The 21,074-nt window shown below is 64.2% G+C and carries 27 protein-coding genes and 1 tRNA gene; 5 read left to right on the top strand and 23 right to left on the bottom strand.

Annotated elements, in window-relative coordinates; genetic code table 11:
• Nucleotides 1-69: 69 nt before the first annotated feature.
• The 21 genes from ACSYDW_RS01300 to ACSYDW_RS01200 form a co-directional block, all read right to left on the bottom strand.
• Nucleotides 70-1,674, bottom strand: a complete 1,605-nt coding sequence (locus ACSYDW_RS01300; protein ID WP_438336893.1) for a terminase large subunit domain-containing protein — start codon at nt 1,672-1,674, stop codon at nt 70-72.
• The gene (locus tag ACSYDW_RS01295; RefSeq protein WP_438336892.1) at nt 1,661-2,221 is read right to left on the bottom strand and encodes a terminase small subunit; all 561 of its coding nucleotides are present in this window, start codon (nt 2,219-2,221) and stop codon (nt 1,661-1,663) included. Before ACSYDW_RS01295 ends, ACSYDW_RS01300 begins: the two co-directional genes overlap by 14 nt.
• Nucleotides 2,222-2,247: 26 nt before the next feature.
• Nucleotides 2,248-2,781: a hypothetical protein gene (locus ACSYDW_RS01290; RefSeq protein WP_438336891.1), complete on the bottom strand. Its 534-nt coding sequence runs from the start codon at nt 2,779-2,781 to the stop codon at nt 2,248-2,250.
• Between the two features lie 130 nt (nt 2,782-2,911).
• Nucleotides 2,912-3,436 carry a hypothetical protein gene (locus tag ACSYDW_RS01285; RefSeq protein WP_438336890.1) on the bottom strand — a complete coding sequence of 175 codons (525 nt, stop codon included), beginning with the start codon at nt 3,434-3,436 and terminating at the stop codon, nt 2,912-2,914.
• A 5-nt stretch (nt 3,437-3,441) separates the two neighbouring features.
• Nucleotides 3,442-3,726, bottom strand: a complete 285-nt coding sequence (locus tag ACSYDW_RS01280; protein ID WP_438336889.1) for an HNH endonuclease — start codon at nt 3,724-3,726, stop codon at nt 3,442-3,444.
• 130 nt (nt 3,727-3,856) lie between these two features.
• Complete coding sequence (locus ACSYDW_RS01275; RefSeq protein ID WP_438336888.1) at nt 3,857-4,597, bottom strand: hypothetical protein; 741 nt, start codon at nt 4,595-4,597, stop codon at nt 3,857-3,859.
• Nucleotides 4,590-4,928: a VRR-NUC domain-containing protein gene (locus ACSYDW_RS01270; RefSeq protein ID WP_438336887.1), complete on the bottom strand. Its 339-nt coding sequence runs from the start codon at nt 4,926-4,928 to the stop codon at nt 4,590-4,592. The genes ACSYDW_RS01275 and ACSYDW_RS01270 overlap by 8 nt, the downstream gene beginning before the upstream one ends.
• The gene (locus tag ACSYDW_RS01265) at nt 4,925-6,025 is read right to left on the bottom strand and encodes an HNH endonuclease (RefSeq protein WP_438336886.1); all 1,101 of its coding nucleotides are present in this window, start codon (nt 6,023-6,025) and stop codon (nt 4,925-4,927) included. Before ACSYDW_RS01265 ends, ACSYDW_RS01270 begins: the two co-directional genes overlap by 4 nt.
• Before the next feature lie 3 nt (nt 6,026-6,028).
• On the bottom strand, nt 6,029-6,742 hold the full coding sequence (locus ACSYDW_RS01260; protein ID WP_438336885.1) for a hypothetical protein: 714 nt from the start codon (nt 6,740-6,742) through the stop codon (nt 6,029-6,031).
• 333 nt (nt 6,743-7,075) lie between these two features.
• A complete protein-coding gene (locus tag ACSYDW_RS01255) occupies nt 7,076-7,417 on the bottom strand; it encodes a DNA methyltransferase (RefSeq protein ID WP_438336884.1) in 342 nt (113 codons plus the stop codon).
• Nucleotides 7,418-7,820: 403 nt separating this feature from the next.
• Nucleotides 7,821-8,474, bottom strand: coding sequence for an OTU domain-containing protein (locus tag ACSYDW_RS01250; protein ID WP_438336883.1), 654 nt, complete (start codon nt 8,472-8,474; stop codon nt 7,821-7,823).
• Nucleotides 8,475-8,485: 11 nt separating this feature from the next.
• Nucleotides 8,486-8,905, bottom strand: a complete 420-nt coding sequence (locus ACSYDW_RS01245; protein WP_438336882.1) for a hypothetical protein — start codon at nt 8,903-8,905, stop codon at nt 8,486-8,488.
• A 64-nt stretch (nt 8,906-8,969) separates the two neighbouring features.
• The gene (locus ACSYDW_RS01240) at nt 8,970-9,236 is read right to left on the bottom strand and encodes a hypothetical protein (RefSeq protein WP_438336881.1); all 267 of its coding nucleotides are present in this window, start codon (nt 9,234-9,236) and stop codon (nt 8,970-8,972) included.
• A gap of 176 nt (nt 9,237-9,412) precedes the next feature.
• Nucleotides 9,413-9,763, bottom strand: coding sequence for a WhiB family transcriptional regulator (locus ACSYDW_RS01235; protein ID WP_438336880.1), 351 nt, complete (start codon nt 9,761-9,763; stop codon nt 9,413-9,415).
• A complete protein-coding gene (locus ACSYDW_RS01230; RefSeq protein ID WP_438336879.1) occupies nt 9,757-10,143 on the bottom strand; it encodes a hypothetical protein in 387 nt (128 codons plus the stop codon). The genes ACSYDW_RS01235 and ACSYDW_RS01230 overlap by 7 nt, the downstream gene beginning before the upstream one ends.
• Nucleotides 10,143-11,651 (bottom strand): ParB/RepB/Spo0J family partition protein, encoded by a 1,509-nt coding sequence (locus ACSYDW_RS01225; RefSeq protein WP_438336878.1) that lies wholly within the window; start codon nt 11,649-11,651, stop codon nt 10,143-10,145. The genes ACSYDW_RS01230 and ACSYDW_RS01225 overlap by 1 nt, the downstream gene beginning before the upstream one ends.
• A complete protein-coding gene (locus tag ACSYDW_RS01220; protein WP_438336877.1) occupies nt 11,652-11,933 on the bottom strand; it encodes a hypothetical protein in 282 nt (93 codons plus the stop codon). It lies immediately after the preceding gene.
• Nucleotides 11,934-12,102: 169 nt separating this feature from the next.
• Nucleotides 12,103-12,414 (bottom strand): hypothetical protein, encoded by a 312-nt coding sequence (locus tag ACSYDW_RS01215; protein WP_438336876.1) that lies wholly within the window; start codon nt 12,412-12,414, stop codon nt 12,103-12,105.
• Nucleotides 12,411-12,704, bottom strand: coding sequence for a helix-turn-helix domain-containing protein (locus ACSYDW_RS01210; RefSeq protein WP_438336875.1), 294 nt, complete (start codon nt 12,702-12,704; stop codon nt 12,411-12,413). The genes ACSYDW_RS01215 and ACSYDW_RS01210 overlap by 4 nt, the downstream gene beginning before the upstream one ends.
• Nucleotides 12,705-12,716: 12 nt before the next feature.
• A complete protein-coding gene (locus tag ACSYDW_RS01205; protein ID WP_438336874.1) occupies nt 12,717-13,040 on the bottom strand; it encodes a hypothetical protein in 324 nt (107 codons plus the stop codon).
• Nucleotides 13,037-13,333: a helix-turn-helix domain-containing protein gene (locus ACSYDW_RS01200; RefSeq protein ID WP_438336873.1), complete on the bottom strand. Its 297-nt coding sequence runs from the start codon at nt 13,331-13,333 to the stop codon at nt 13,037-13,039. Before ACSYDW_RS01200 ends, ACSYDW_RS01205 begins: the two co-directional genes overlap by 4 nt.
• Nucleotides 13,334-13,539: 206 nt before the next feature.
• On the opposite strand from ACSYDW_RS01200, the gene ACSYDW_RS01195 reads away from it, so the two are divergent.
• The 3 genes from ACSYDW_RS01195 to ACSYDW_RS01185 all read left to right on the top strand — a co-directional run bounded on the left by ACSYDW_RS01195 (nt 13,540) and on the right by ACSYDW_RS01185 (nt 16,054).
• A complete protein-coding gene (locus tag ACSYDW_RS01195; protein WP_438336872.1) occupies nt 13,540-14,151 on the top strand; it encodes a hypothetical protein in 612 nt (203 codons plus the stop codon).
• 66 nt (nt 14,152-14,217) lie between these two features.
• Nucleotides 14,218-14,622: an ImmA/IrrE family metallo-endopeptidase gene (locus ACSYDW_RS01190; protein ID WP_438336871.1), complete on the top strand. Its 405-nt coding sequence runs from the start codon at nt 14,218-14,220 to the stop codon at nt 14,620-14,622.
• A gap of 94 nt (nt 14,623-14,716) precedes the next feature.
• Nucleotides 14,717-16,054, top strand: a complete 1,338-nt coding sequence (locus tag ACSYDW_RS01185) for a tyrosine-type recombinase/integrase (RefSeq protein ID WP_438336870.1) — start codon at nt 14,717-14,719, stop codon at nt 16,052-16,054.
• 99 nt (nt 16,055-16,153) lie between these two features.
• Here the strand turns inward: ACSYDW_RS01185 and ACSYDW_RS01180 are convergent.
• A tRNA-Arg gene (locus ACSYDW_RS01180) sits at nt 16,154-16,229 on the bottom strand.
• 247 nt (nt 16,230-16,476) lie between these two features.
• Between ACSYDW_RS01180 and ACSYDW_RS01175 the strand changes: the two genes are divergently transcribed.
• Nucleotides 16,477-17,664, top strand: coding sequence for an MFS transporter (locus ACSYDW_RS01175; RefSeq protein ID WP_438336869.1), 1,188 nt, complete (start codon nt 16,477-16,479; stop codon nt 17,662-17,664).
• 94 nt (nt 17,665-17,758) lie between these two features.
• Nucleotides 17,759-20,155 carry an ATP-binding cassette domain-containing protein gene (locus ACSYDW_RS01170; RefSeq protein WP_438336868.1) on the top strand — a complete coding sequence of 799 codons (2,397 nt, stop codon included), beginning with the start codon at nt 17,759-17,761 and terminating at the stop codon, nt 20,153-20,155.
• Between the two features lie 22 nt (nt 20,156-20,177).
• Here ACSYDW_RS01170 and ACSYDW_RS01165 read toward each other — a convergent pair whose 3' ends face one another.
• Complete coding sequence (locus ACSYDW_RS01165) at nt 20,178-21,023, bottom strand: aldo/keto reductase (RefSeq protein ID WP_438336867.1); 846 nt, start codon at nt 21,021-21,023, stop codon at nt 20,178-20,180.
• Between the last annotated feature and the right edge of the window lie 51 nt (nt 21,024-21,074).

Genomic DNA, 21,074 nt, shown 5'->3' with positions numbered 1-21,074 from the left:
TCTCGCTGGCATATCTCAACAACGGCTTGCAGGACGGCCTGCAATGGGCACGAGTTCTTCTGTGGCATCTCAGCCTCCAATCATTCGGATACGAGGCTCGGCAGGTGCCGGCGCTTTCTCCATGGTCACGAACGCCCCATAGGCGCCGGTCACGGCAACCATCGGGGCGATGTCAACAATCGACTTCGAGCGGTCCCACACCCACGAATCGCCCATCGGCTTCGTGGAAGCCAGCCGGGCCGCGGTATCCAGAACAGGCTGGCCCAAGTGGAAAACCAGCGGCTCTCCCAGGGACCATTCCTCGTCGGCATCCTCGTCATCTGCGGGCACGACGCCACACACGGCGTCGTAGAACTTGCCCGTCCAGCGCCCCAATTCGATGCCAGCCCACTCGATGACCTTCAAGCCCTTGACGGCCCGCAGATCGTCCAGCAGTGAGGACACGGGGGCGCCGTTGGCCTGCAGCACGAGGCCGAGGACGTCTTCGTTGTCGGCACGCCGCGGCATCGGTTCCCCGCGGCTGTTGACCCAGGGGTCATCGAACCAGCCGGCAACGAACTGCGGTGGCATGCTTGCCACGACTTCGACGTGCATGGCCCCGTCCGGGCGGCGGCCGGCGATGCCGATGTGTGCTGTCGTGCGATCCCAGGAGAGATCCACGCAGTACATGATGCCGCCGATGGGGTAGGACTCTTGGTCGTTGGCGTTCTCCCACGAGTTACCCGGGAAAGGACCGTCGGCCACAGTGTCTAGCCACTGGCACAACACCTCGGTGCGGAAGGTTCCCTCGGGGTCGGTGCGTGCAGCTGCAGCGATGGCTCGTTCGCTGATGGTGTAGTTCATCGAGGGGTTGGCCTGTCGCCATTGCTGGCGATCCCAGATGGAGCAACCAGGTTCGGCAGACCACTCGAAGATGCCCAGCGAGTCAGCGTCCTCGGTGTCCTCGTCATCGACGATGACCGGGACCGAAGCCCCGATCTCATCCAGCCCGTCCGGGTTGCCCAGGGCAAGGTGAGCGAGCTTGCGAAGGAACCTCAGGACGATGGATGCGGCGTCACCGGCGTTGGATGCCGCCCACACCTGGGCGTACATCCTTGCCATGATCGTCTTGGTCACCGCTGCCCAGGCATCCCATGAGGCATGCTCGCGAAGTTCATCCATGAGGACCAGGTCGCCGGAGAGGCCACGTCCGCCACGGCGGTTGGCCGCCTGAACCTTGTAGCGCTCACCGGACTCAAGCTCAAGGGCTTTCTTGCCGTTGGTCTTGTCGATCCTGGCGATCTCTTCGGCAAGCTCTGGAACGCCCTCTGCCAGCTCCACAGCGCCGCGCCACTGCTCTTCCGCAACGTCCAGATTCTGGGCCGTGCCGATGACCAAGCGGGCCGCGTCCAGGTACATCCGCCACAAGGTGAGCACCTGCAGGATGGTGGACTTGCCATTCTGGCGAGCCACCAGCAAGACCACGGTGCGGAAGCGGAACGTGCCGTCCGGGTTCAGTTCGAGCGCGTGGATCAGGAGCCACTTCTGCCAGGGCAAGAGCGTGATGCCCAAAACGTTCTCGGCAAAATCGATGCACTCTTGACCGCGTGAGGTCTCCGGAGTCAGCTCCCGCAATGGCGGCGTGAAGATCCGCGGCGTCTCGGACCCGTAGAGCTTTTCCTTAGGCCGACTCACCGCGCTCCTCCCTCAAGAGTTGGAGCTTGGACTTCTTCGGCTTCTCCTTACCCGGTGTCGCAGTGCCAGTCTTTCGCTGAGCAGGAGACCCACCAAGCTCCCGGAGGACGTTGAAGAGGTGCGGGCCGAGATACATGACCTTGATGCCGTCCTTGCCGCCTGCAGCCAGCCCGGCGTCGATCCGATCCGCGTACCGGACGGCGAGCGCCTTGAGGCCCTGGTCGGAGTCCTCGAGGTCGGTCATCTTGTCGAGGGCGGCTTCGATCTCGGAGCGGAGCGTGGGGCCTTCCCACGGTGCAACCGGATCCTCGGGTTCAACCATGGCCGGCGGCGCGGGGGCGGCTGGCGCGGGTTCCTCGAAGTCCGGTTCCACGATGGGAGCGAGCAGCCCGAGGCGTTCGCGTTCGGCCTTGACCCAGCGGCCGAGTACTTGCTCGCGGACATCAAGCTCGCGGGCGACCTCGGCAATGGTGCGGTCGGCGTGGATGACCTTGAGAGCGGCGCGGCGCTTGTACTCGGCGGAGAACGTTCGGCGAGCGCGAGGCATGGTCACCTCCCGCTGTCATGTGTCGATCAGAAGTAGCTAATCTCGCCAACCGGGCTGGATTGGACGCAGGGGATGAGGTTCATCCTTCGATCGCCGACGATGGACCTTGAGATGTAGAGCTTGTCTATGCTGTGGCCACGAAGGCCACTTCGCCCGACGTCGAAGATGATCCGACCGCCATCGGGGAACTCGATGAGTTGGTCCCCGTAGGATCGCCGAATCCTTGAGGCAGCGCCTTCAGGAAGATGCTCGATGACCGCTCTGAACAATTCGCCCTGGTACTCGCCGCTGCCGGCAACGACGGCCACGCGGAGGTCTTCAAACATGGCTTGCCGCAGGGCACGCTGCCACAACGGATCATCGCTCGGTTCGCTCAGTTCGCTCTCGCCGGTGAGCAGGTTGAGTACTTTTGCTGCGATCTCAGGGCTTGCGAACACGGGCGTCTGGTAGGTGACCCCATCAACTGTCCGGATGTCGATCGCCAGGATGCTCTGACCGGTGCTCGCTTCGACGATCGTCGGCAGCGAATTATCGGTTTGGCGAATTGCAAACGGTGCCATGTGGTTCATCCTCTAGTTGACTTGGAAAAATAGGGGGGTGGGGGGAGGGCGGGGAGGGGGAGATGCGAGCACGCGGGGAGCCTCCCCTGGGAGGGGCCCAGAGATTGAATGCCCCCTACCCCTGGGAGGGTTACTTGGTGGTTCGCTTCCTCGGTGCCGGCTTCTTCTCAGGCTCGGCGGCCGGAGTGCTGTCGTCGTTGACTTCCTGCAGCCCGGTGGCCTCGTCGCGCGTGACCGTTGCGTTGGATCCTGGGGTTGTCTCGGCGATGGCTGCCACCTCTGCAAGGTCAGCGCCTTCGATCGAGAACTCGTCGAAGACGGCCGTGTCGAGGGATGCACCTACGGATGGGTTCGCCGCGATCAGTGCGTCGATGCCTTCGGGTCGCGGGGAAGCGATTGTGGCAGCGACGCTGATGCTCGGGGCGATGAGGAGGCGCTTCTGCCACTCGTCAAGGTCGGTGATGCCGATCGCTGCGAGCACCGCACTGAACCGATCGTGAAGGTCGGTGCATTCGTACACGTGGGCGATGGCCGTGGCCGTTGGGACGAGGACGATGCGGGTCGTGCCCAGCTTCCAGTTGATGTTGGGTCGTTCCTCTGCTTCGAGGATCTCTTCGCAGCCGGGGCATTCAAGTGCTGCTGTCACGTTGGACATGGGTCTCACCATTCTCTTGATCGATTGCCAAGGCCCGGTGCCAATGCCCGGTCGCCTTTTTGTTTGTTGCATAGCTGATGGGCACTGGCATGGTTAGCAGGATCAGTGCGGAGTTCCGGGTAGTGCTTCCACGGTTTGATGTGGTCGAGGCTGAACGCATCGTCGGCGTTCGGGTCCTTGGCCGCGTAGTTGATGGGGTTGCCGCAGAGGTAGCACGGGAGCTTCTTGGCCTTCTGGGCCGCGTGCATCTTGCGGTACCTGGCGCCCTTGCGGCCGGCGTTCTCGCCCACCGGATCACCTCCCGGAAACACGGAAGGCCCCGACCGCTGGTCGGAGCCTTCCGTTGGTGACACGAATGCCACTTCATCAATAAATTTACCTGACTATGTCAAGTCGCCTGTTCAGCCCCGGAATCCCGGGTTAGAGCTTCGGCGGCCGCGCCCCCCGCTTTTGCGGTCTCCTGGCCCGGTGCATCTCGAACCAAGCATCAGCCGCGATCATGTGGCCGGCATTCTTCGAGCACTTGACCGTGCGGCTTCCGTCGGGCTGCTCGATCATGACCAGGCTGCCGCCGCACTCGGGATCCGGAACCAGATTCCCCAAGCGAAGGATCGACAGCGCGGTGGGCACCCGGGCCTTGCAGGTGTAGGTGGTGGCCACCTCGACCGGGGCGCCGTCGGCCGAAGCCCTGCTGATCGCCTCGGCCGCGTCTTGTATCTCGGTGTACCACTCGACCGTCCAGGACCCATTGGCATGGCTGGCCAAGTACTCGAGGTGCCAGCGGGCCAGCCACCCGGCGAGGGCCGGCGTTGACTGATCATCCGGAAGCCGGACATTGCCGCGGTCCATCACCAGCTGGTCAACCCCTGACCACACCGCGTCCCGCGCCAGGCGCATGGCATCTGACGCAGCGGCATTGATCGGCAACGGCGCATGCACCTCGGTGCTGCCCATCCGCTCCGAGTCCCCGCCGCCACGGCCACGGGCCAGCGCATCCATCACCTGATCCCACCTGGACTCGATGGCCAGCAGGTCCTTCCCCAGCGATTCCCGGCAGTCGGTGCACAGGTTGGACCTGGCGTCGGCTGGCACCCAGATGGTCTGTTCTGCGTGCACCCCGCAATCGGACGGGTAGTCCACGGCCTCGATAGGTTCAGACACGGGCACCTCCGGAAAGCTCGGAGTGGATCTGCCTGGACAACCACTGCTCGGGCCGCCACAGGCCGGCATCGGATCCTACAGCCGACAGCACACGAAGCCACTTCTCCTGGTCCACGCTGGCCTTTCCCTTCTGGGTTTTCAGCTCCCGGTACAGCACGGTCTTCTTCCTCTCATGCACCAGCACCAGATCCGGGAAGCCAGGTTCGGACCTCCTCGAATCATGGGTGTGGTAAACCAGCCAGCCCAAGGCCTTCGCAGCTTCCACCACCTGATCCTGGAACTCTTTCTCTGACCACGACAGAACAGGACTCACAAATCCTCCAGTGCTCACGGGGTCCCCTTTCTATTCCTTGGTCTGGATCTTCGTCTTCGTTTGGGCGTGGGTTGATCACGGGGTACAGGAGGTCGACTCCCGTCATGACCTGCCCCATCACCACCAGTACCTACCCAGCCCGTCCCGTCCCGACCCGACCCGGCATATCCAGATCTGCCAGACTGCTCTACTTTGATCGACCTGTGATCCGGTTTTGATTTCTCCGTTGATCGTGAAGCCGGGATAGCCGTTGCTTCTGGTCCCTCAACCGTGCTGCCCGGAGTGCCGGTGATTGAGCCGATGGATGCGTCGGATACTGCTACCGGTGCGTCATCCTTCGCCGGAGCGCCCACAAGGTGGGGCTCAACAGCGGTCGGTTCCTCAATCACCTGCGTGCCGTTGGCAGGCGCAGGAGGTACGGGGGTAGTCGGTGTGCGTAGATAGGTCGGCTCGGTGGGGATTCCGCACTTTTCGGTGAGGAACCTCGCGGTGGCCGGCCCGATGAGGGGTTCGGTCGGCGCGGGAAGGGTCTTCCACACGCTGTCCGGGTCGTTCTTGCGGCTGGAGTTGCAGCTACCGCAGCACACCACCATGGTCTCGATGGTGCCTTCCTCGCCGGGTACGACGTGGTCGATGCTGCCCCAGCGCACGGATTTCCTGTCCCCGCTCCAGGTGACGACGCGCCCGCAGTAGCGGCACGCATCTCCGTCACGCAGGCGAACGGGGCCGGTCTTGTCCAGGTTTCGGTTATCGGCCTGGCGCTGGGCGGTCCATTCCTTCTCGGATTTCAAGATCATGTGGAAGAGGTCTTTTTCCTCCACCAGCTTGAATGCCTTGCGGACCTCCCCGTCGATCTCCACCATGACCTCGATGAAGTAGCCGGCAAACAGCGCCGCCTCGCGCAAGGCCGTGAAACGGGCGAAGGATCCGGCCATGGCCCGGGCGGTGCCGATCTCGACAATGTAGTCCTTGTCGTGGGCGGCGGCCTGGGTGGCACAGCGGTTCACCCACCCGTACGCCTCGTTCAGAATGCGGTCATCGGCTTCCTCCATCTCCAGCACGCGCAAAGTGATGGGATGGTTCGCCGCGGCATCCGATTGCTTGAGCCATGACATCCCCTAGCTGACCGCTTCCATCTTCAACGGCAGCTCGCGTACCCAGGCATTGCGCTCCTTGGCCACGATCTCATCCTTGAACGGGACCCCGGCGTGGCAGAATCCAATGAAGTCGGCGCCACACTGCACCAGCAGGCTTCCGCCCTCACCGGCCACCGAGATCTGCAGCGCCTCGTCGTAGGCCGTGGCCGCGGCCCTGTAGGCGGCCAACCGCTTCTGCGACACCAGCGTGACTGGAATGGCCGCGGGGCGGCGCCGCAGCGCGGAACCGACCGCGTGCCACAGGCCCTCAACGTCCCGCTTCTGGAACGGCGTGCTGAATCTGAGCTGGTCCCCGCCGAAGAGCTGGCCCAGCTGGCGTACCGTCACGGTGTTGATGATGCCCGGCTTCTCTCCGGCTCGCTCGGGCGGCGTCTCTGTGCTCGACACCGTGACCTCGAGCATCGCGAGCTTGCTATGGAACATCCCCGCGATCTGGGCCGCCTGGTCGCGGTCGATCGTCAGCGTTCCGACTTCCCCGGACCAGTCGTCCTGGTCGATGTGAACCCGGGCCATCCCGGAAGTCCACCCATCGGATGCGGTCACCAGCAGGTGGCCGGCATCGTTCACGGTCAGGACCAGCGAGCGACCGATCAGGTCTTCCTTGTCCGTCGAGGTGTGCGCCTTCACCGCGAGCAGCGCGGCCCGCAGTCCCTCGTTCGATACAACGAACTTCATGATGATTCCCCCATTTCATTTCTCTTGTAGTTGACCCATCGGCGAGCGCGGTGGGTCGTTGGTGAGTGTGTTTGGTTAGAGCCAGGTGGTGTACCAGTGCCAGAACCATGCGTAGACCTCGGCTAGCCAGCCGGTCACTACGCGCCTCGGTCTTGCCGCCAGCACCAGCAGCATTCGCAGTCGGATTCCGCGTGGGTGCATGGACCGTTTCCGCGGCCGCAGGTTGTGCAGGCCGCGGCGGGGGCGGCGCCGGCGTCTTGGTCTTGAAGTTTGGTGAGTCGGTCCTGCAGGAGGTCTTCGAGGTTGGGTTTCGTGGTCAGTGTTTTCTCCGTTTCATGAGAAGTCGAATACGCCTTGTGAGCATCGCTGGGCGATGATCTCGCAGTACTTTTCTTCGAGCTCCACGCCGATGACGTGGCGGCCGAGGTTTTTCGCGGCTACCAGGGTTGCGCCTGAGCCAGCGAATGGGTCTGCGATGGTGCCGGGTGGGCATTTCTCGATGAGTCGCTCCATGAGTGAGAGCGGTTTCGGTGTTGGATGATTTGGGCGGTCCTTGCTGCCGGCGGATAGGCCCTTGACTCGCATTACCGAGCCGGTCCGTTTGCCGTGGAAGCCGGTGCCGAGTACGTAGCATTCTTCGTGTGATGGTCCCCATGGGATCGAGAGGTCTCCCATGCCAGGCGAATCGCCTTTGTCCCAAACGATGAGTTGCTTCGTTGCGGTGGGTCGGATTACCCGCCACGTCCCAAATACCAACGCGGGCTTTTGTCCCCATGCACGGATTGCAGCGTCTCTGAGTTGGGGCGTGTCGTCCCCGCTGATGGCGGGTGTCGGGCCGTTGTGCTTGCTGGAGCTGCTGCGGTAGCTCATTCCGTACGGTGGATCAGTTACTAGAACGTCAGCGTCAAGCCATTCCCGATGATCTGTCATGCAGTCCCCGTGGTAGAGCGTTACGTGATCGTCCTGGTAATACAAACCTGTCATTTGCCTCTTTCCATGGCGCTTTGGTTGTTGGTGAATCGTCCCGGGAAACAGGTGGCCGTCCCGGGTCTGTTGGTCTTGCGAGCAGCGTTGGGCGTTAGAGCGTGACCATGTAGCCGGCGAAGATCGGCAGGCCGTGAGCCTTGGCACCGGAGACAAGTTCGTCGCCTTCGTCCAGCGGTTCCTCCGGCGTGCGCCCGGGGTACCGTTTCCATGCCCAGTCGTTGCGATACGTCATCCGCAGGTCGCCCAGCTGCACGTCTCCGTACTGTTCTTGGTAGTCCTCGTCGCTGAGGTCGGCCTTCCACCCGGCACGGACGGCTTCCTCGGCACTGTGTGCGTCGCTGGTGCCGGTAACGAGCCAGTCTTCGCCGTACTCACCCAGGGGGGTGACCTGTGGGTTCTCACCCGCCAGTTCCTGATCGTCTTCGGTTTCGGTGAACTTCGTGCCGTCGAAAGCGTTCTCGTGCGGCAGATCGTGCCCCTTCACCAGGCCGCAGCAGGCGTTGCCGTCCGCGGAGTACAAATCGCAGGCCGGGTTTGTGCAATCGTGCTCGCCGTACCGGTGTGGCGCGCAGTAGTAGTTACCGCAGCCTGGCTCGTTGGCGTCCCGCCACCCCTCCGGGTTCTGGCCGCACAGGAATCCCAGACCTCTGTCGATCTTGGTGTCGCATCCGCTCTTGTCGCAGGGCGCGTCGACCAGATAGCCGGCCTCGCGGCCATCTGGCAGTGTGTAGGCTCCGTATCCCATTGGTCTCTTCCTTACTTCTCGGGTTCGTACCGGTCGTTGACCTGGTAGCGGTTGAAGGTCATCTGGTTCACGTCGACTTCGTGGGTCTTGCCCTCGTCGTCGCGGACTGTGAGGTCCCAGTCGGCCGGGACATGCCTGGTGTCGGGGACTTGGGTCGTGCAGTACTTGGTGCGGGTGTGCCGGACTTGGCGGCTGACTCGGGTGGACCCGGTGCCGGACCACTGGGTGGTCCAGTAGGTGTCGGTCCCGCAGGGCTGCCGGTCGGTACGCAGGTAGCGTTCGGTTCGGGGCGGGTCGTAGTCCTTGCCGGTGACGGTCCCGGACACCGGCGCCGCACACCCGGCGAGCAGAAGCACCGCAGCGGCAACCACGGCCATCCGGCGGCTCATTTGCTGCCCCAGGTTTTGCCGCAGGAACATGCCCAGCGCCACGGCGAGCCAAAGCCGACGACTACGCGGAATGGAGCGATTGCGTGCCCTCGGAGTCGATGCCAGATCATTCCCCGCTCCCGTCCAGTACGTTGATCGTCGGGCAGGGATGGTGCGTTATCTCTGTGACCGCGCCTGCGGGTGTGCAGTGGCCACAGATCCAGCCAGCAGCTGGAATGCCGACCACCCCCATCCAGGTGTGCCACACCGGACGGTGAAGCTCCCGCACACCGGCCACTGCGGCTTCGGCCATCTGGGCACGTTTCAGCATGTCGATGTTGCGGCCACCGGAAGCCGACAGCCTTGCGAGGAGACCGGCATTTTCATTGGGCATGTGGTGAGTCCTTTCAAATTGGTTGCGTTGCTTCGTGAGGTGCCCGGGATTCGAACCCGGCGCGGCGTGACGTGGTGGATCAGTACTTGGGGGAAGAATCCCCACCGGTCACGCTTGGCTTCCCTATGCACCCCTGGTGGTGTGGTCCTGCCCCCAAGACAGGGCCACACCGTGGGTCATGCTGCTTGCTCGGCTGCCGCCTGAGCGTTGGTCTTCGCAGCGTCGCGCTTCCGGCGCCGATAGACGCTCCTGCGCTGCTCCGAAGTGCGGCCGGCACGGATGCCATGTACTTGCCCCCGGGATTCCTTCTCCAAGGCATCCGACCAACAGGTATCTAGGACCGGGCACCGGGCGCAGATCTGCATGCCCATGGCCGTGCTTTCCTGGGCAACGCTGACCGGGAACCACGGGTCGTTCGACGGGTCATACTTGAACGGCGCGCACAAGGCCTGCTCGCGCCAATCAACTTGATCGCCGCGCTTGCCCTCCGGTGCTGGCAAGGCCTGCTTGATCGACTCGTTCAGCACGCTGCGCCCCACGGGCCCGAGGCGTAGGCTTTTGGGCGGCGCTTATCCACCTCAGCCGCCGCCCAATCCATCGCCTCTGGCAACGTCGCGAAATTCGCGCACAGCCAGAGGCCAGTGGGAATCAGCAGTCCATCTTCGTGCCGGACCAGAGCCTTCACGCCCGGGGCGTCCCAGAGCTGGACGGCCCACCAGCGGCGCCCCTGCAGCAACGGCATCGGGCGGATGCCGGCCCGCGGCCACACTGCATCAGCCCGGGCATCGAGTTCGCGGTACGGCGAGCGCAGGTCAAAGAAGTCCGGCGGTGGGATGGCTAGGCTTCGGCGGCGGGCGATGAAGTCGGGAGCTAGACGCAGCTGATCACTAACCTTCGTGAACGGCACTAGTCTTCGACCCCGCTCGCCTCAGTGCGGGCCTCGGCCCGGTCAGCGCATTCGCCGCAGCGGCCTTCCCAGCCTTCGCCGCCGACGACAGACTGCCGGCAGTCGGCGCAGGCCTCGGTTACGGTGTCCACGTCGTAGTCGGTGTCCCGGTCGGGGCCGGCCTTGACCTTGGCCCACTCGAGGGCCTCGACCTCGGTCGAATCCAGCTGGTACCCGAAGAGCCGCTGGACCTTCTCCAGCCAGCGCGCCCGGTTTCGCCAGGCGCCGGCGCTGTCGGCTCCGGTGCGTTCGAAGGACTTGGCGAAGCGGAGCTGCTTGTCGGTGTCCTTCTCGCCGTAGAGCGCGGCCATGCGGGCGATCTGCCGCCAGGTGAAGGTTCGCAGGCGCTTCTCTACCTTCTCCGCCCAGTCGCGGTGCAGCTTGTGGCCCGCGCCGTACTCGTCGGCGCCCTCCGGGTAATGGATGCCGGTTACCTCGCCGAGGAAATCGTGGCCCAGACGCATGATGTCGGCCCGGGCGTAGTTGAAGAGCATCTCGAAGTCGGCATCCGGGCCGGCGCCGCCGTCCTTAGCGCGAACGGCCTCGGCCAGGAACGTCTGGCGGGCGCGGTAGGCGATGCCCAGCAGACCGTTGAAGGCGCGGACCTTCTGCTTCTCCGCCTTCTCTGCATCCGTGGCCGGCGCCGTTTTCGAAGCGGACTGCTTCGCGAACCAGGCGGTTTCGCCGTCGTACTGGCCCCGACGGAACTGGTGGCCCAAGGCAATGTGTTCCTCTTCGTGCTTGTCCTCGGTGACCCGACGGAACGCACCGGAGTAGCTCGCGTCGCTCGGCGCTTCCACCCCGCCCAGGGCTACGAGCCGCGTGGTCTCAAGCTTGGACGCGTGAATGGTCTTGGCCCGTTCAAGGGTGCGGGCTACGGAGTTCTGGTCATGACGCACATAGGGGGCGCCAAGCTGGGAGAGCACCGTATCCAAGACGCCCTCGGCGCCCTGCTCCTCGAGCTCCTGGATCTTCTGGATACCCAACAGATCCAATGAACCCGACTCGAAACGCTGCTGCAGCGCTTCCGGCGCCGCGGTCAGCTTCGCCCGGGCCTTGACCTCGGAGCGTGACATCTTGAACTTCTTGCAGATCGTGGTCACATCCATGTCCAGATCCAAGAGCCCCTGGATGCCGTGGTTTACCTCGGCCTCGGTCAGCGTCTTGTGGTTCCTGCCCGTGGTGAGCATGACCTCGAGGTCTTCGCGCTGGCCACGTTTCGGCGCATCGACGATGATGCAGGGGATGGTGGACAGGCCCGCCTGAATCGCGGCACGCCGTCTGCGGTGCCCCTCCTGCAGGAGGTAGTCGCCCTCGACCTCCGGGTGCGGGTACACGATGACGGGGGTCTTGATGCCCATCGTCTTCACGTCGTTGGTCAGGGTCTCCATGTCGCCGAGATCCTCACGGATATTTGCGGTGTTCGCCCGGATCTTCTCGATCAGGACATCTTCGAACGTCGTTGCCATTTACTGCTGTTCCCCCTGAGTAGTGATTTTGTCTAGTAGTTGCTGGGCCGCGACCAGTGCCTCGAGGATCTTGCCCAGCTGCTGGTTGGTGTAGACGGCCGGGCCCGCTTGGCCGCGGCCGATCATGACGCTCTGGATGTTGGCGAAGTTCGCGGCCATCCCCTCCAGCGCGTCGACCGCGCTGGTGACAACCACCTCGGCGTGCTCCCGAGTCGTGGTGAAATCGATGCGCACCAGATCCGGTGCCGGCGGCTTTGGGATCTCGCCCTGCTTCGCGCTCATGCGGTCCTATCCGCATCCCGTACGGCACCGATCGCCGCGGCAGCCATCAACGTCAGACCGAGCACCGTCCCGGAATTGGTCACGGCCGCGTTCGAGATCCAGAAAACCCCGCCGGCCCCAGCCAGAAGCGGGTACAAGCGCAGCATCCGGCGGCGTGCCGCCACCCGGCTCACCGCGCACCCACGATGTCGAACGCGGCGACCGGCTCCGGCACGGATAGGCTCTGCAGCTCCACCCTGAACCGGGCCACAGCCTCGGTCTCGCCATTGATCAGGATCTTGCCGCCTCCATCTGTATCCAGCGTGGTGATGTCGACCTGGGCGTTCTGACGCTTCCAAATGTGCTTGGCCCACGCGGCGACCTTCGCCTTCACCTGGCTGTGAAGGTCTGCCCTTGACGTCCAAGACACGTCGAGGCGTACAGGCTTGGACCGCTCGCCACGGATCGTGATCAGCACTTCGCCGTACTTCCGCTGGCTCATGCGACAGACTCCTTGGGTGCCGTGGCGGTTCGCTCCTCAATGAATGCCGTGAGAGACGCCGCGGAGACGCGGTTGATATGTCTGCCATCGGTGCCAATGTTCGTGACCGGCAAGATGCCGTCGTTCACCAGGCCGTAGAGAGTCGTCAGTCCGATGCCGAGCAGCTGAGCCGCCTCGGTGAACCTGTAGACCAGGCGCAGCGGCATGGTGGCCACCGGGACTTCGCCCTCGACGATCTGTCCCGGCGGTTCCGCGGGGGAGTCGTTGCGCTGCTCTAGTAGAGTTGCCATTGAAATTCCTTCCTAGTCGTTTGGTGTTTCGACGCCCTCAGCCGCTGCCACGGCTGGGGGCATTTTCTTTCGGTCTGCCATCGATGCGTCGATCTCGGCCACGTACTCGGCTTCCGCCAGTTCGGCCACCGCCTTGCACTTGGCGAATTCGTTGCGCGCCCACTTGAAGGCGGCGAGCTTGTCCTCAACCTCGTCGGCAGGCGCTTCGTCGGCGAGAGCGTTGGCGAGTTCCCCTGCGACGTAGGCCTGAAAGGCTTTCGCCCCTCTGGCGCGCTGTTGGGTCTGGCAGTGCCAGCCGTACGCAGTGAGAGGTGCCGGAACGTCCGGCGCATTCATGCCGTCTTCTTTTCCGTGCCGGTCAGTCCATTGAAATCTGACACTTGGGTCAAAAAAAGATCTTCGACCCCGACGCCGAGGAACTTGGCGATGCGAAGCGCCGGTTCCGGTTCCAGTGTTTTTACCTCGCCCTTAACCAGTCGGTTCATGTAGCTGTGGGACTTCCACCCTGCGGCCAGTGCTAGCCGCCTGTTGGATACGTCCTGGACGATCATGAGCCGCTGAAGCATCTTCCGGTCTCGGAGTTCCATCCAAAGACCTCCTGTAGTTCGCGGGTGTTTGACGATATTCACTGTAACTCCTTTCGTGTCGCTGTGTCCAGTAGAACGTTACTAGACGATGTGCGTGGTGTCCACTCAATCTTTACGTTTTTCCGCTTACCCGCGCGGAACCGGGGCAGAATGTGCCAAATCTGGTAGGTTTCTAGTGTCCATCCACGCGTTACAGCTGGTGTCCAGCCTTGTTGGTACGCGCATCTCGAGTAGTCCAAGGTTGTCCTGTGAACGAACTCCACCCACTGGGGAAACTTATCCAGGAGGTTATGGACCGCAATGACTGGTCCCTCCGAGCTCTATCGAAGCGGGCAGCTGACGCTGGCTATTCGATGAGTCACACGAACTTTGGGCGCATCAAGGATGATCCGATCATTACGATCAAGGCTGAAACCATTCGGATGCTGTCCCGAGTTTTGAGTCTCTCGGAGGCTCGAGTTACGCGGGCCGTCCTAGATTCGATGGGCATTGACCATCAGTCGCAGGATACTTCCACGCCCCTGGTTGATGTCGTTCGCACCTCTACTGAGATAAGCAAGCGAGACCAGCGAATAATTCTTTCGGTGATCGACGCGATGCTAGCGACGCAAGGCGAGACGATCCATGAAGACCAGGACAAACCCGAAGCGAATCCACCCGGCAAGCGCACGCTCCGTGCGGTTGGCTCCAGCCGTGAGGTTGTCGCGGGACAGAAGATGGATCCGGAAGATCCGGAGTTCGAAACCCTGCCGCCACGCGAGCAGCTGGCAGCGCACCCAAATGTGAAGCTGCATCGAGACAAATTCGATGATGTCTACGGTGATGTTGGCGAGGAAAACCAGGACCCCGACGGGGAGTAGTCGCGCGACATACCTTGATCGACCTCGTTTTCCCAAACCTGAACATTCGAATATATATTCGATGATATGTCTCAAGTACTCGGGGAGCTGCGCACGCTCGCGCAAGCAATAGTCATTTGGACGCGCCCACTCTCGGACGCGCCAGCAGCAACGGATGGAGCCGGCCGCATCTGGATCGACCCGCGGGTCACCCAAATCGAAGACCGCTGCTTCACCACCCACGAAATGGTGCACATGCGCCGCGGCCACACTGGCTGCCAACCGCCGGCCGTCGAACGAAGCGTGTGCCTCGAGACGGCGAGGATCCTCGTGCCCTTCGAAGCCCTGGCTAAACATGCCGGCTGGGCCCGCTCCATGGCAGAGCTGGCCGAAGAACTCTCGGTCACCGAAGAAGTCCTCATCGACCGCTTCCAGACCCTCGACGGAGACCAGCTGCAGGCGCTCTGGCCCAACGAACACCACATCGCCTGACCGGCAACAAATCCACAACCCCGCACGCCCCGCACCGGCGCGGCATTCGTGCACCCAAAATCAGAAGACTTGCACCGCTCAAAGGGGCATCATCATGAGCAAGAACCCAGAACCACCACCCGACAAAACGCGCCGCGGCAACGGCGATGGCACCATGCCCACCCAACGCGCCGACGGCCGCTGGCAATCCCACCTCGCCATCGGCGTGGGAGCTGACGGCAGAACCATCCGCACCACCGTCTACGGCGCCACCAAGGCAGAATGCAGCGCCAACCTCAAAGACGCCCGAGCCAAGCACGCCAACGGCCAAATAGTCATTGGCGGCAACTACCGACTCATCGAATGGCTCGACCACTGGCTCACGACCATCGCGCCCAGCAAGCTCCGGGCGCGAAGCCTCAATGACTACAACGGCAAGGTCAACAACTACGTCCGGAAGCACCCGGCTTCGCGCAAGCGTCTGGCCAAACTCACCCCGGAAGACCTCGAATCCATCTACCAGGCCATGCGGGACAGGAAGTCCCCGCTCTCCGAATCAACCATCGCCGGCGTGCACCGCGTCCTCCGGCGAGCGCTCAACGTGGCTGTGCAGCGGCGCGTGCTCCAGGTGAATCCCGCGACGCTGATGGATGCGCCCCAGCCGGGGGAGTACGTGCCTGACGTGCTGAGCGTCAAGGACGCGCGCAAGCTGATCAACCTCGCGCTGTCCTTGGACGACGGTGCCCGCTGGGTGCTGAACCTGGTGTTTGGTCCGCGGCAAGGAGAGGCGCTGGGCCTGGGGTGGGATGACATCGACTTCGAGGCCGGGACCCTACGGATCAAGCGGGAGCTGTTCACGCTGCCCTGGAAGCACGGCTGCGCGGAAAAGGCGGGGGAGCATGAATGTGGGCGCCGCTATGGATCCAACTGCCCGCAACGGCACGGCGGGGGATACTTCACCGAGGATCCCAAGTCGCATGCCGGGTTACGGGAAACTGTCATGCCGACGCAGCTGGCCCGGGCGCTCAAGAAGCACCGCGAGATCCAACTCGCCGGCCGCGCCGAGGACTGGGCGCCGTTCGTCAGCGCCAACGGCGAAACCGTCGACCTGGTATTCAGCCATGCCGATGGCCGGCCCATCTACCACCGCTCCGACTGGAGTGACTGGAAGGCATTCCTGGCGGCCGCCGGGGTGCCTGCCATCCGGGTGCACGACGGCCGGCATACGGCGGCCACGACCATGCTCCTGCTCGGCGTGCCTAACCTCGTGGTCATGAGCACTCTCGGCTGGTCCCAAGAGGCCATGTTGCGCCGCTACCAGCACGTTCTGATCGAGATGAAACGCGAGGCCGCGGAGAAGCTCTCGGCGCACTGGGATCCCGAGCCAGAGGAGTCGAACGTCATCACCATGGACGCGTTACGGGCCCGGCGGAGGCGCGGCCAGAGGGACTGAAAAAGGAAAACTGTGGTCAAACTGTGGTCAAAACGGCCACCCGGAAACCAAAAAAAGCGGCTCCGACTCGGGAAATCCCTAGTCGGAGCCGCTTTCTCGTGGTGCCCCCGGCGCGATTCGAACGCGCGACCGACAGATTAGAAGGCTGTTGCTCTATCCACTGAGCTACGGAGGCAGGCACAAGAATCATAGCCCAATGAGGTGCTGGGCTCATATTTCGTCATATTGGGGCGCCGTATGCCCAAACAGCGGAGCGTTCTCGCCACGCGGTTAGTCCGGCAGTATGATGAAAGGCAATTAAATCGCAAACGCAACTGTGCGAGCGCCTGCATTCGCCCCCTCTTTACTCACGATCCGGAAGGTTTCCGTTGCCCGAGCAACATGCCGCCCCCGCGCTTGCGCGCACACCAAAAAGCCATGTCATGTGGCGAAATTCAATCTTCGGGATCTTCTTCCTGTGCGGATACGCCTTCGCCACGTGGGTGGCCCGGTTGCCGGCCGTCCGCGAGGAACTCTCGTTGTCCACCTCGGACGTCGGTATCCTGCTCTTCGCCCTTGCCATCGGTTCGATCGGGGGACTGGCCTTCGCGGCAAACATCTTGGCGCGTATGGGAGTTCGGCGCGGGATCGCGACGGGCCTGGTATGCCTTGGCCTGGGGCTGGCGGCCCTGGGTGCCGTGACCGATCTCACGAGCAATGTGCCAGCCGCCGTGCTCATCCTGGTGTTCTACGGGTTCGTCTTCAGTGCCACCGACGTGATGATGAATGTCGACGGCGCCGCAGTCGAACGCGCCATCGGCAAAACATTGCTGCCGATGATGCATGCATTCTTCAGCCTTGGCACCATCGTGGGTGCTGTCAGCGGCGCCGCGGCGGCCCGGGCGAACATCGGGGTGCTGTGGAACTTCGCCGGCGTCGGTCTGCTGATCGTTGTCCTGGGCCTGGTCTTCGCCCGAAACGTGACGGCCCTGGAACCGACGGTCGAGGGTGGCGAGGCCATGCCAAAGGAGGATCTGCCCTGGATCCGGCGGGTGCTCGGGGTGTTCCGTGACGGGCACCTGATGCTGATCGGGCTCATGGTCGCGGGCCTCGCGTTTGCGGAGGGCTCCGCCAACGACTGGCTCGCCATCGCATCGGTGGACGAGCACCAGTTCACCGAGGCCGGTGGCGCGCTGGTCTTCGGGGCATTCGTCACGGCGATGACCGCGGGGCGGTTCTTCGGCGGCCCGTTGATCGACCGTTACGGACACAAGCGCGCACTGGTGTCGATGGGCACGCTGGGGCTGGCGGGAATCGCCCTGTTCATCCTTGCCCCCGCGCCGTGGGCCGTGTTCGCCGGCGCGCTGCTCTGGGGCATCGGCGGATCCCTGGGCTTCCCGGTGGGAATGTCCGTGGCGGCCGCGCACCCCACCGACGGACCGCGGCGCGTGGGCATCGTGGCGATCTTCGGGTACTCCTCGATGCTGGTGGGGCCGCCGGTGATCGGATTCCTGGGCGAGCACTTCGGCCTGCTCAACGCGTTCCTGCTGGTCGCGGCAGTGCTCTTTGCGACGCTCCTGATCACCCCGCGGGCGACCACCCCGCAGCGTACGGCCCGGCGGGTCGACTAAGCGGCGGACGGTTCCGCGCCGCAGGGCGAAAGCGTCGGTCGAACCACGTAGGATCGACTCGGCGCACACCACCACGCAACACGAGGGAGACACGATGGGCACGACCACGGACAGCGACAGCGGCACGCAGCAGGCCACGGCACACCGGGCCGACAGCCACGACCTTATCCGGGTGCGCGGCGCGCGGGTCAACAACCTCAAGGACGTCAGCCTGGAGATCCCCAAGCGCCGCCTCACCGTGTTCACGGGAGTCTCGGGCTCGGGCAAGAGCTCGCTGGTCTTCGGCACCATCGCCGCCGAGTCCCAGCGCATGATCAACGAGACCTACAGCGCTTTCGTGCAGGGCTTCATGCCCACGTTGGCCCGCCCCGACGTCGACGTGCTCGAGGGCCTGACAACGGCAATCCTGGTGGACCAGGAACGCATGGGTGCGAACCCGCGCTCCACCGTCGGCACAGTCACCGATGCAAACGCCATGCTGCGCATCGTCTTTTCCCGCCTGGCCACCCCGCACATCGGCTCGCCGCAGGCCTACTCCTTCAACGTGCCTTCCGTCTCCGGCGCCGGTGCCGTCACCCTGGAAAAAGGCGGCAAGAAGGTCAAGGAGCGCCGCAGCTTTTCCATCACCGGCGGCATGTGCCCCGAGTGCGAGGGCCGCGGAACCGTCACCGACTTCGACCTCACCGCGCTCTTCGATGCGACAAAGTCCCTTTCCGAGGGCGCACTGACGGTCCCCGGCTACTCGATGGACGGCTGGTACGGCCGCATCTTCGCCGGCTCCGGCTACTTCGACATGGACAAGAAGCTCGGCGATTTCAGCGAGCAGGAGCTCTCCGACCTGCTGCACCGCGAACCCACCAAGATCAAGGTCGAGGGCATCAACCTCACCTACGAAGGCCTGATCCCGAAGATGCGGAAGTCGTTCCTGGCCAAGGACGTCGACGCCATGCAGCCGCACATCCGCGCCTTCGTGGAACGCGCCGTCACCTTCACGGCCTGCCCCGCATGCGGCGGCACACGGCTGGCCGAGCACGCCCGCAACTCCAGGATCGACGGGGTGTCGATCGCCGACGCCTGCTCCATGCAGATCAGCGACCTGGCCGTGTGGGTGCGCGGGCTTGACGAACCGGCCGTCGCACCGCTGCTCGAGGCGCTGGGGGAGACCCTGGACTCCTTCGTGGACATCGGTCTGGGCTACCTGTCGCTGGAACGCCCCTCCGGCACGCTCTCAGGCGGCGAGGCGCAGCGCACCAAGATGATCCGCCACCTGGGCTCCTCGCTCACCGACGTGACCTACGTCTTCGACGAGCCGACGATCGGGCTGCACCCGCACGACATCGCGCGCATGAACGAACTGCTGCTGCAGCTGCGCGACAAGGGCAACACCGTCCTGGTGGTCGAGCACAAGCCCGAGGCCATCGCCATCGCCGACCATGTGGTCGACCTGGGCCCGCGCGCCGGGTCGCTGGGCGGCGAGGTCATGTTCGAGGGCACTGTCGAGGGGCTCCGTGCCGCCGACACGCTCACCGGGCGGCACCTCGATGACCGTGCCACGCTCAAGCCGGAGACCCGCGCAGCGGCCGGAGCGCTGGAAATCCGCGGAGCGGACATGAACAACCTGAAGAACGTCGATGTCGACGTGCCCCTGGGCGTGCTCACGGTGCTCACCGGCGTCGCGGGGTCGGGCAAGAGCTCGCTGGTCCGCGGCTCGGTCTCCGGGCGCGAGGACGTGGTGACCATCGACCAGGGCGCCATCAAGGGCTCCCGCCGCTCCAACCCGGCGACGTACACCGGCATGCTCGAACCGATCCGCAAGGCCTTCGCGAAGGCCAACGGCGTGAAGCCCGCGCTGTTCTCCGCGAACTCCGAGGGCGCCTGCCCCACCTGCAACGGCGCCGGGGTCATCTACACGGACCTGGGCATGATGGCCGGGGTCGCCAACCCGTGCGAGGAATGCGGTGGCAAGCGCTTCGACTCGCTGGTCCTCGAGTACAAGCTCGGCGGCAAGGACATCTCAGAGGTGCTGGCCATGTCCGTGGCGCAGGCCGAGGAGTTCTTCGCCGCCGGAGAGTCGCGCATCCCCGCGGCCCACAAGATCCTCTCCCGCATGCTCGACGTCGGCCTGGGCTACCTGAGCATCGGACAGCCGCTGACAACGCTTTCCGGCGGTGAACGCCAGCGCCTCAAGCTGGCCATCCACATGGGCGAGCCCGGCGGAATCTACGTGCTGGACGAGCCGACGACCGGCTTGCACCTGGCCGATGTGCAGCAGCTCATGGGCCTGCTGGACAAGCTCGTGGACTCGGGCAAGTCCGTCATCGTGATCGAGCACCACCAGGCCGTCATGGCGCACGCCGACTGGATCATCGACCTGGGTCCGGGTGCCGGGCACGACGGTGGCAACATCGTCTTCCAGGGAACCCCGGCGCAGCTTGTCGCCGACCGCTCGACGCTGACCGGGCAGCACCTGGCAGCGTACGTAGGGGCGTAGGCGGCCGGCGGCCGCCGCGTTCCTAGTGTCCGAACTCGAACGGCGACACCGGCGCGCCGGCGCTTCCGTTCAGCGTGTCGATCGCTTGGACCTGCCCATCGGTCAGGTCGAACGAGAACACGTCCAGGTTCCGGGCCATGCGCCCGGGGTCGGCGCTCTTGGGGATGGGAACCACGCCCCGCTGCACGTGCCAGCGCAACACCGCCTGTGCGGGCGTGACCTGGTGCGCGTGCGCTGCAGCGAGCACCGGCTCGGATTCCAGCAGGTTGTTCCGCCCGCGCCCCAAAGGACCCCATGCCTCGGTCACGATGCCGTGCCCCGCATGGAACGCCAGGCGCTCGTCGTCGATCCAGTACGGGGAATGCTGGATCTGGTTCACGTCCGGCACCACGCCCGTTGCGCGGATAAGTTCCTGCAGCTGCCCGGTGGTGAAGTTCGAGGTGCCGATCGCGCGCACCCGTCCGGCCTTCAGCAGTTTCACGAGCCCTTCCCAGGCCTCGACGTAGCGGCCCTCGGCGGGGTTCGGCCAGTGGATGAGGAACAGGTCGATGTACTCGACGCCCAACCGCAGGCAGCTGTTTTCCCAGGCATCGCGGACACCCGTCACCGAATGCCACTTCACGTTGAACTTCGAGGTGATGAACAGTTCCTCGCGGGGCACCGACGTGCTGCCGATTCCCTCGCCGATGCCCGTTTCGTTCCCGTAGTTCTCCGCGGTGTCGATGAGCCGGTAGCCGGCCTGTAGGCCGTGCACCACCGCGGCCCCCGCCTGCGCGTCATCCAGCGGCCAGGTGCCAAGGCCGATCGAGGGCATGAAGGCCCCGTTGTTCAGTTCGCGGAGCGGGACGGAAGTGTGTTTGTCTGGCATTGGGCCATGCTATGGCACTTTCCTGCCCACCGGTAGGGGGTGCCGGAGGCC

The organism is Paeniglutamicibacter selenitireducens, assembly GCF_051550675.1.
In the GTDB taxonomy this organism is placed as follows: domain Bacteria; phylum Actinomycetota; class Actinomycetes; order Actinomycetales; family Micrococcaceae; genus Paeniglutamicibacter.
The sequence above is the reverse complement of the archived record's forward strand: the minus strand, read 5'-3'. Positions and strand labels throughout refer to the sequence as shown.

Coding starts and splice junctions, on each gene's coding strand:
- ACSYDW_RS01295 (WP_438336892.1), bottom strand. CDS start 2,221: ATGCCTCGCGCTCGCCGAACGTTCTCCGCCGAGTACAAGCGCCGCGCC.
- ACSYDW_RS01290 (WP_438336891.1), bottom strand. CDS start 2,781: ATGGCACCGTTTGCAATTCGCCAAACCGATAATTCGCTGCCGACGATC.
- ACSYDW_RS01285 (WP_438336890.1), bottom strand. CDS start 3,436: ATGTCCAACGTGACAGCAGCACTTGAATGCCCCGGCTGCGAAGAGATC.
- ACSYDW_RS01265 (WP_438336886.1), bottom strand. CDS start 6,025: ATGTCATGGCTCAAGCAATCGGATGCCGCGGCGAACCATCCCATCACT.
- ACSYDW_RS01260 (WP_438336885.1), bottom strand. CDS start 6,742: ATGAAGTTCGTTGTATCGAACGAGGGACTGCGGGCCGCGCTGCTCGCG.
- ACSYDW_RS01255 (WP_438336884.1), bottom strand. CDS start 7,417: ATGGGAGACCTCTCGATCCCATGGGGACCATCACACGAAGAATGCTAC.
- ACSYDW_RS01250 (WP_438336883.1), bottom strand. CDS start 8,474: ATGGGATACGGAGCCTACACACTGCCAGATGGCCGCGAGGCCGGCTAT.
- ACSYDW_RS01240 (WP_438336881.1), bottom strand. CDS start 9,236: ATGCCCAATGAAAATGCCGGTCTCCTCGCAAGGCTGTCGGCTTCCGGT.
- ACSYDW_RS01225 (WP_438336878.1), bottom strand. CDS start 11,651: ATGGCAACGACGTTCGAAGATGTCCTGATCGAGAAGATCCGGGCGAAC.
- ACSYDW_RS01220 (WP_438336877.1), bottom strand. CDS start 11,933: ATGAGCGCGAAGCAGGGCGAGATCCCAAAGCCGCCGGCACCGGATCTG.
- ACSYDW_RS01215 (WP_438336876.1), bottom strand. CDS start 12,414: ATGAGCCAGCGGAAGTACGGCGAAGTGCTGATCACGATCCGTGGCGAG.
- ACSYDW_RS01210 (WP_438336875.1), bottom strand. CDS start 12,704: ATGGCAACTCTACTAGAGCAGCGCAACGACTCCCCCGCGGAACCGCCG.
- ACSYDW_RS01205 (WP_438336874.1), bottom strand. CDS start 13,040: ATGAATGCGCCGGACGTTCCGGCACCTCTCACTGCGTACGGCTGGCAC.
- ACSYDW_RS01190 (WP_438336871.1), top strand. CDS start 14,218: ATGTCTCAAGTACTCGGGGAGCTGCGCACGCTCGCGCAAGCAATAGTC.
- ACSYDW_RS01185 (WP_438336870.1), top strand. CDS start 14,717: ATGAGCAAGAACCCAGAACCACCACCCGACAAAACGCGCCGCGGCAAC.
- ACSYDW_RS01175 (WP_438336869.1), top strand. CDS start 16,477: ATGTGGCGAAATTCAATCTTCGGGATCTTCTTCCTGTGCGGATACGCC.
- ACSYDW_RS01170 (WP_438336868.1), top strand. CDS start 17,759: ATGGGCACGACCACGGACAGCGACAGCGGCACGCAGCAGGCCACGGCA.
- ACSYDW_RS01165 (WP_438336867.1), bottom strand. CDS start 21,023: ATGCCAGACAAACACACTTCCGTCCCGCTCCGCGAACTGAACAACGGG.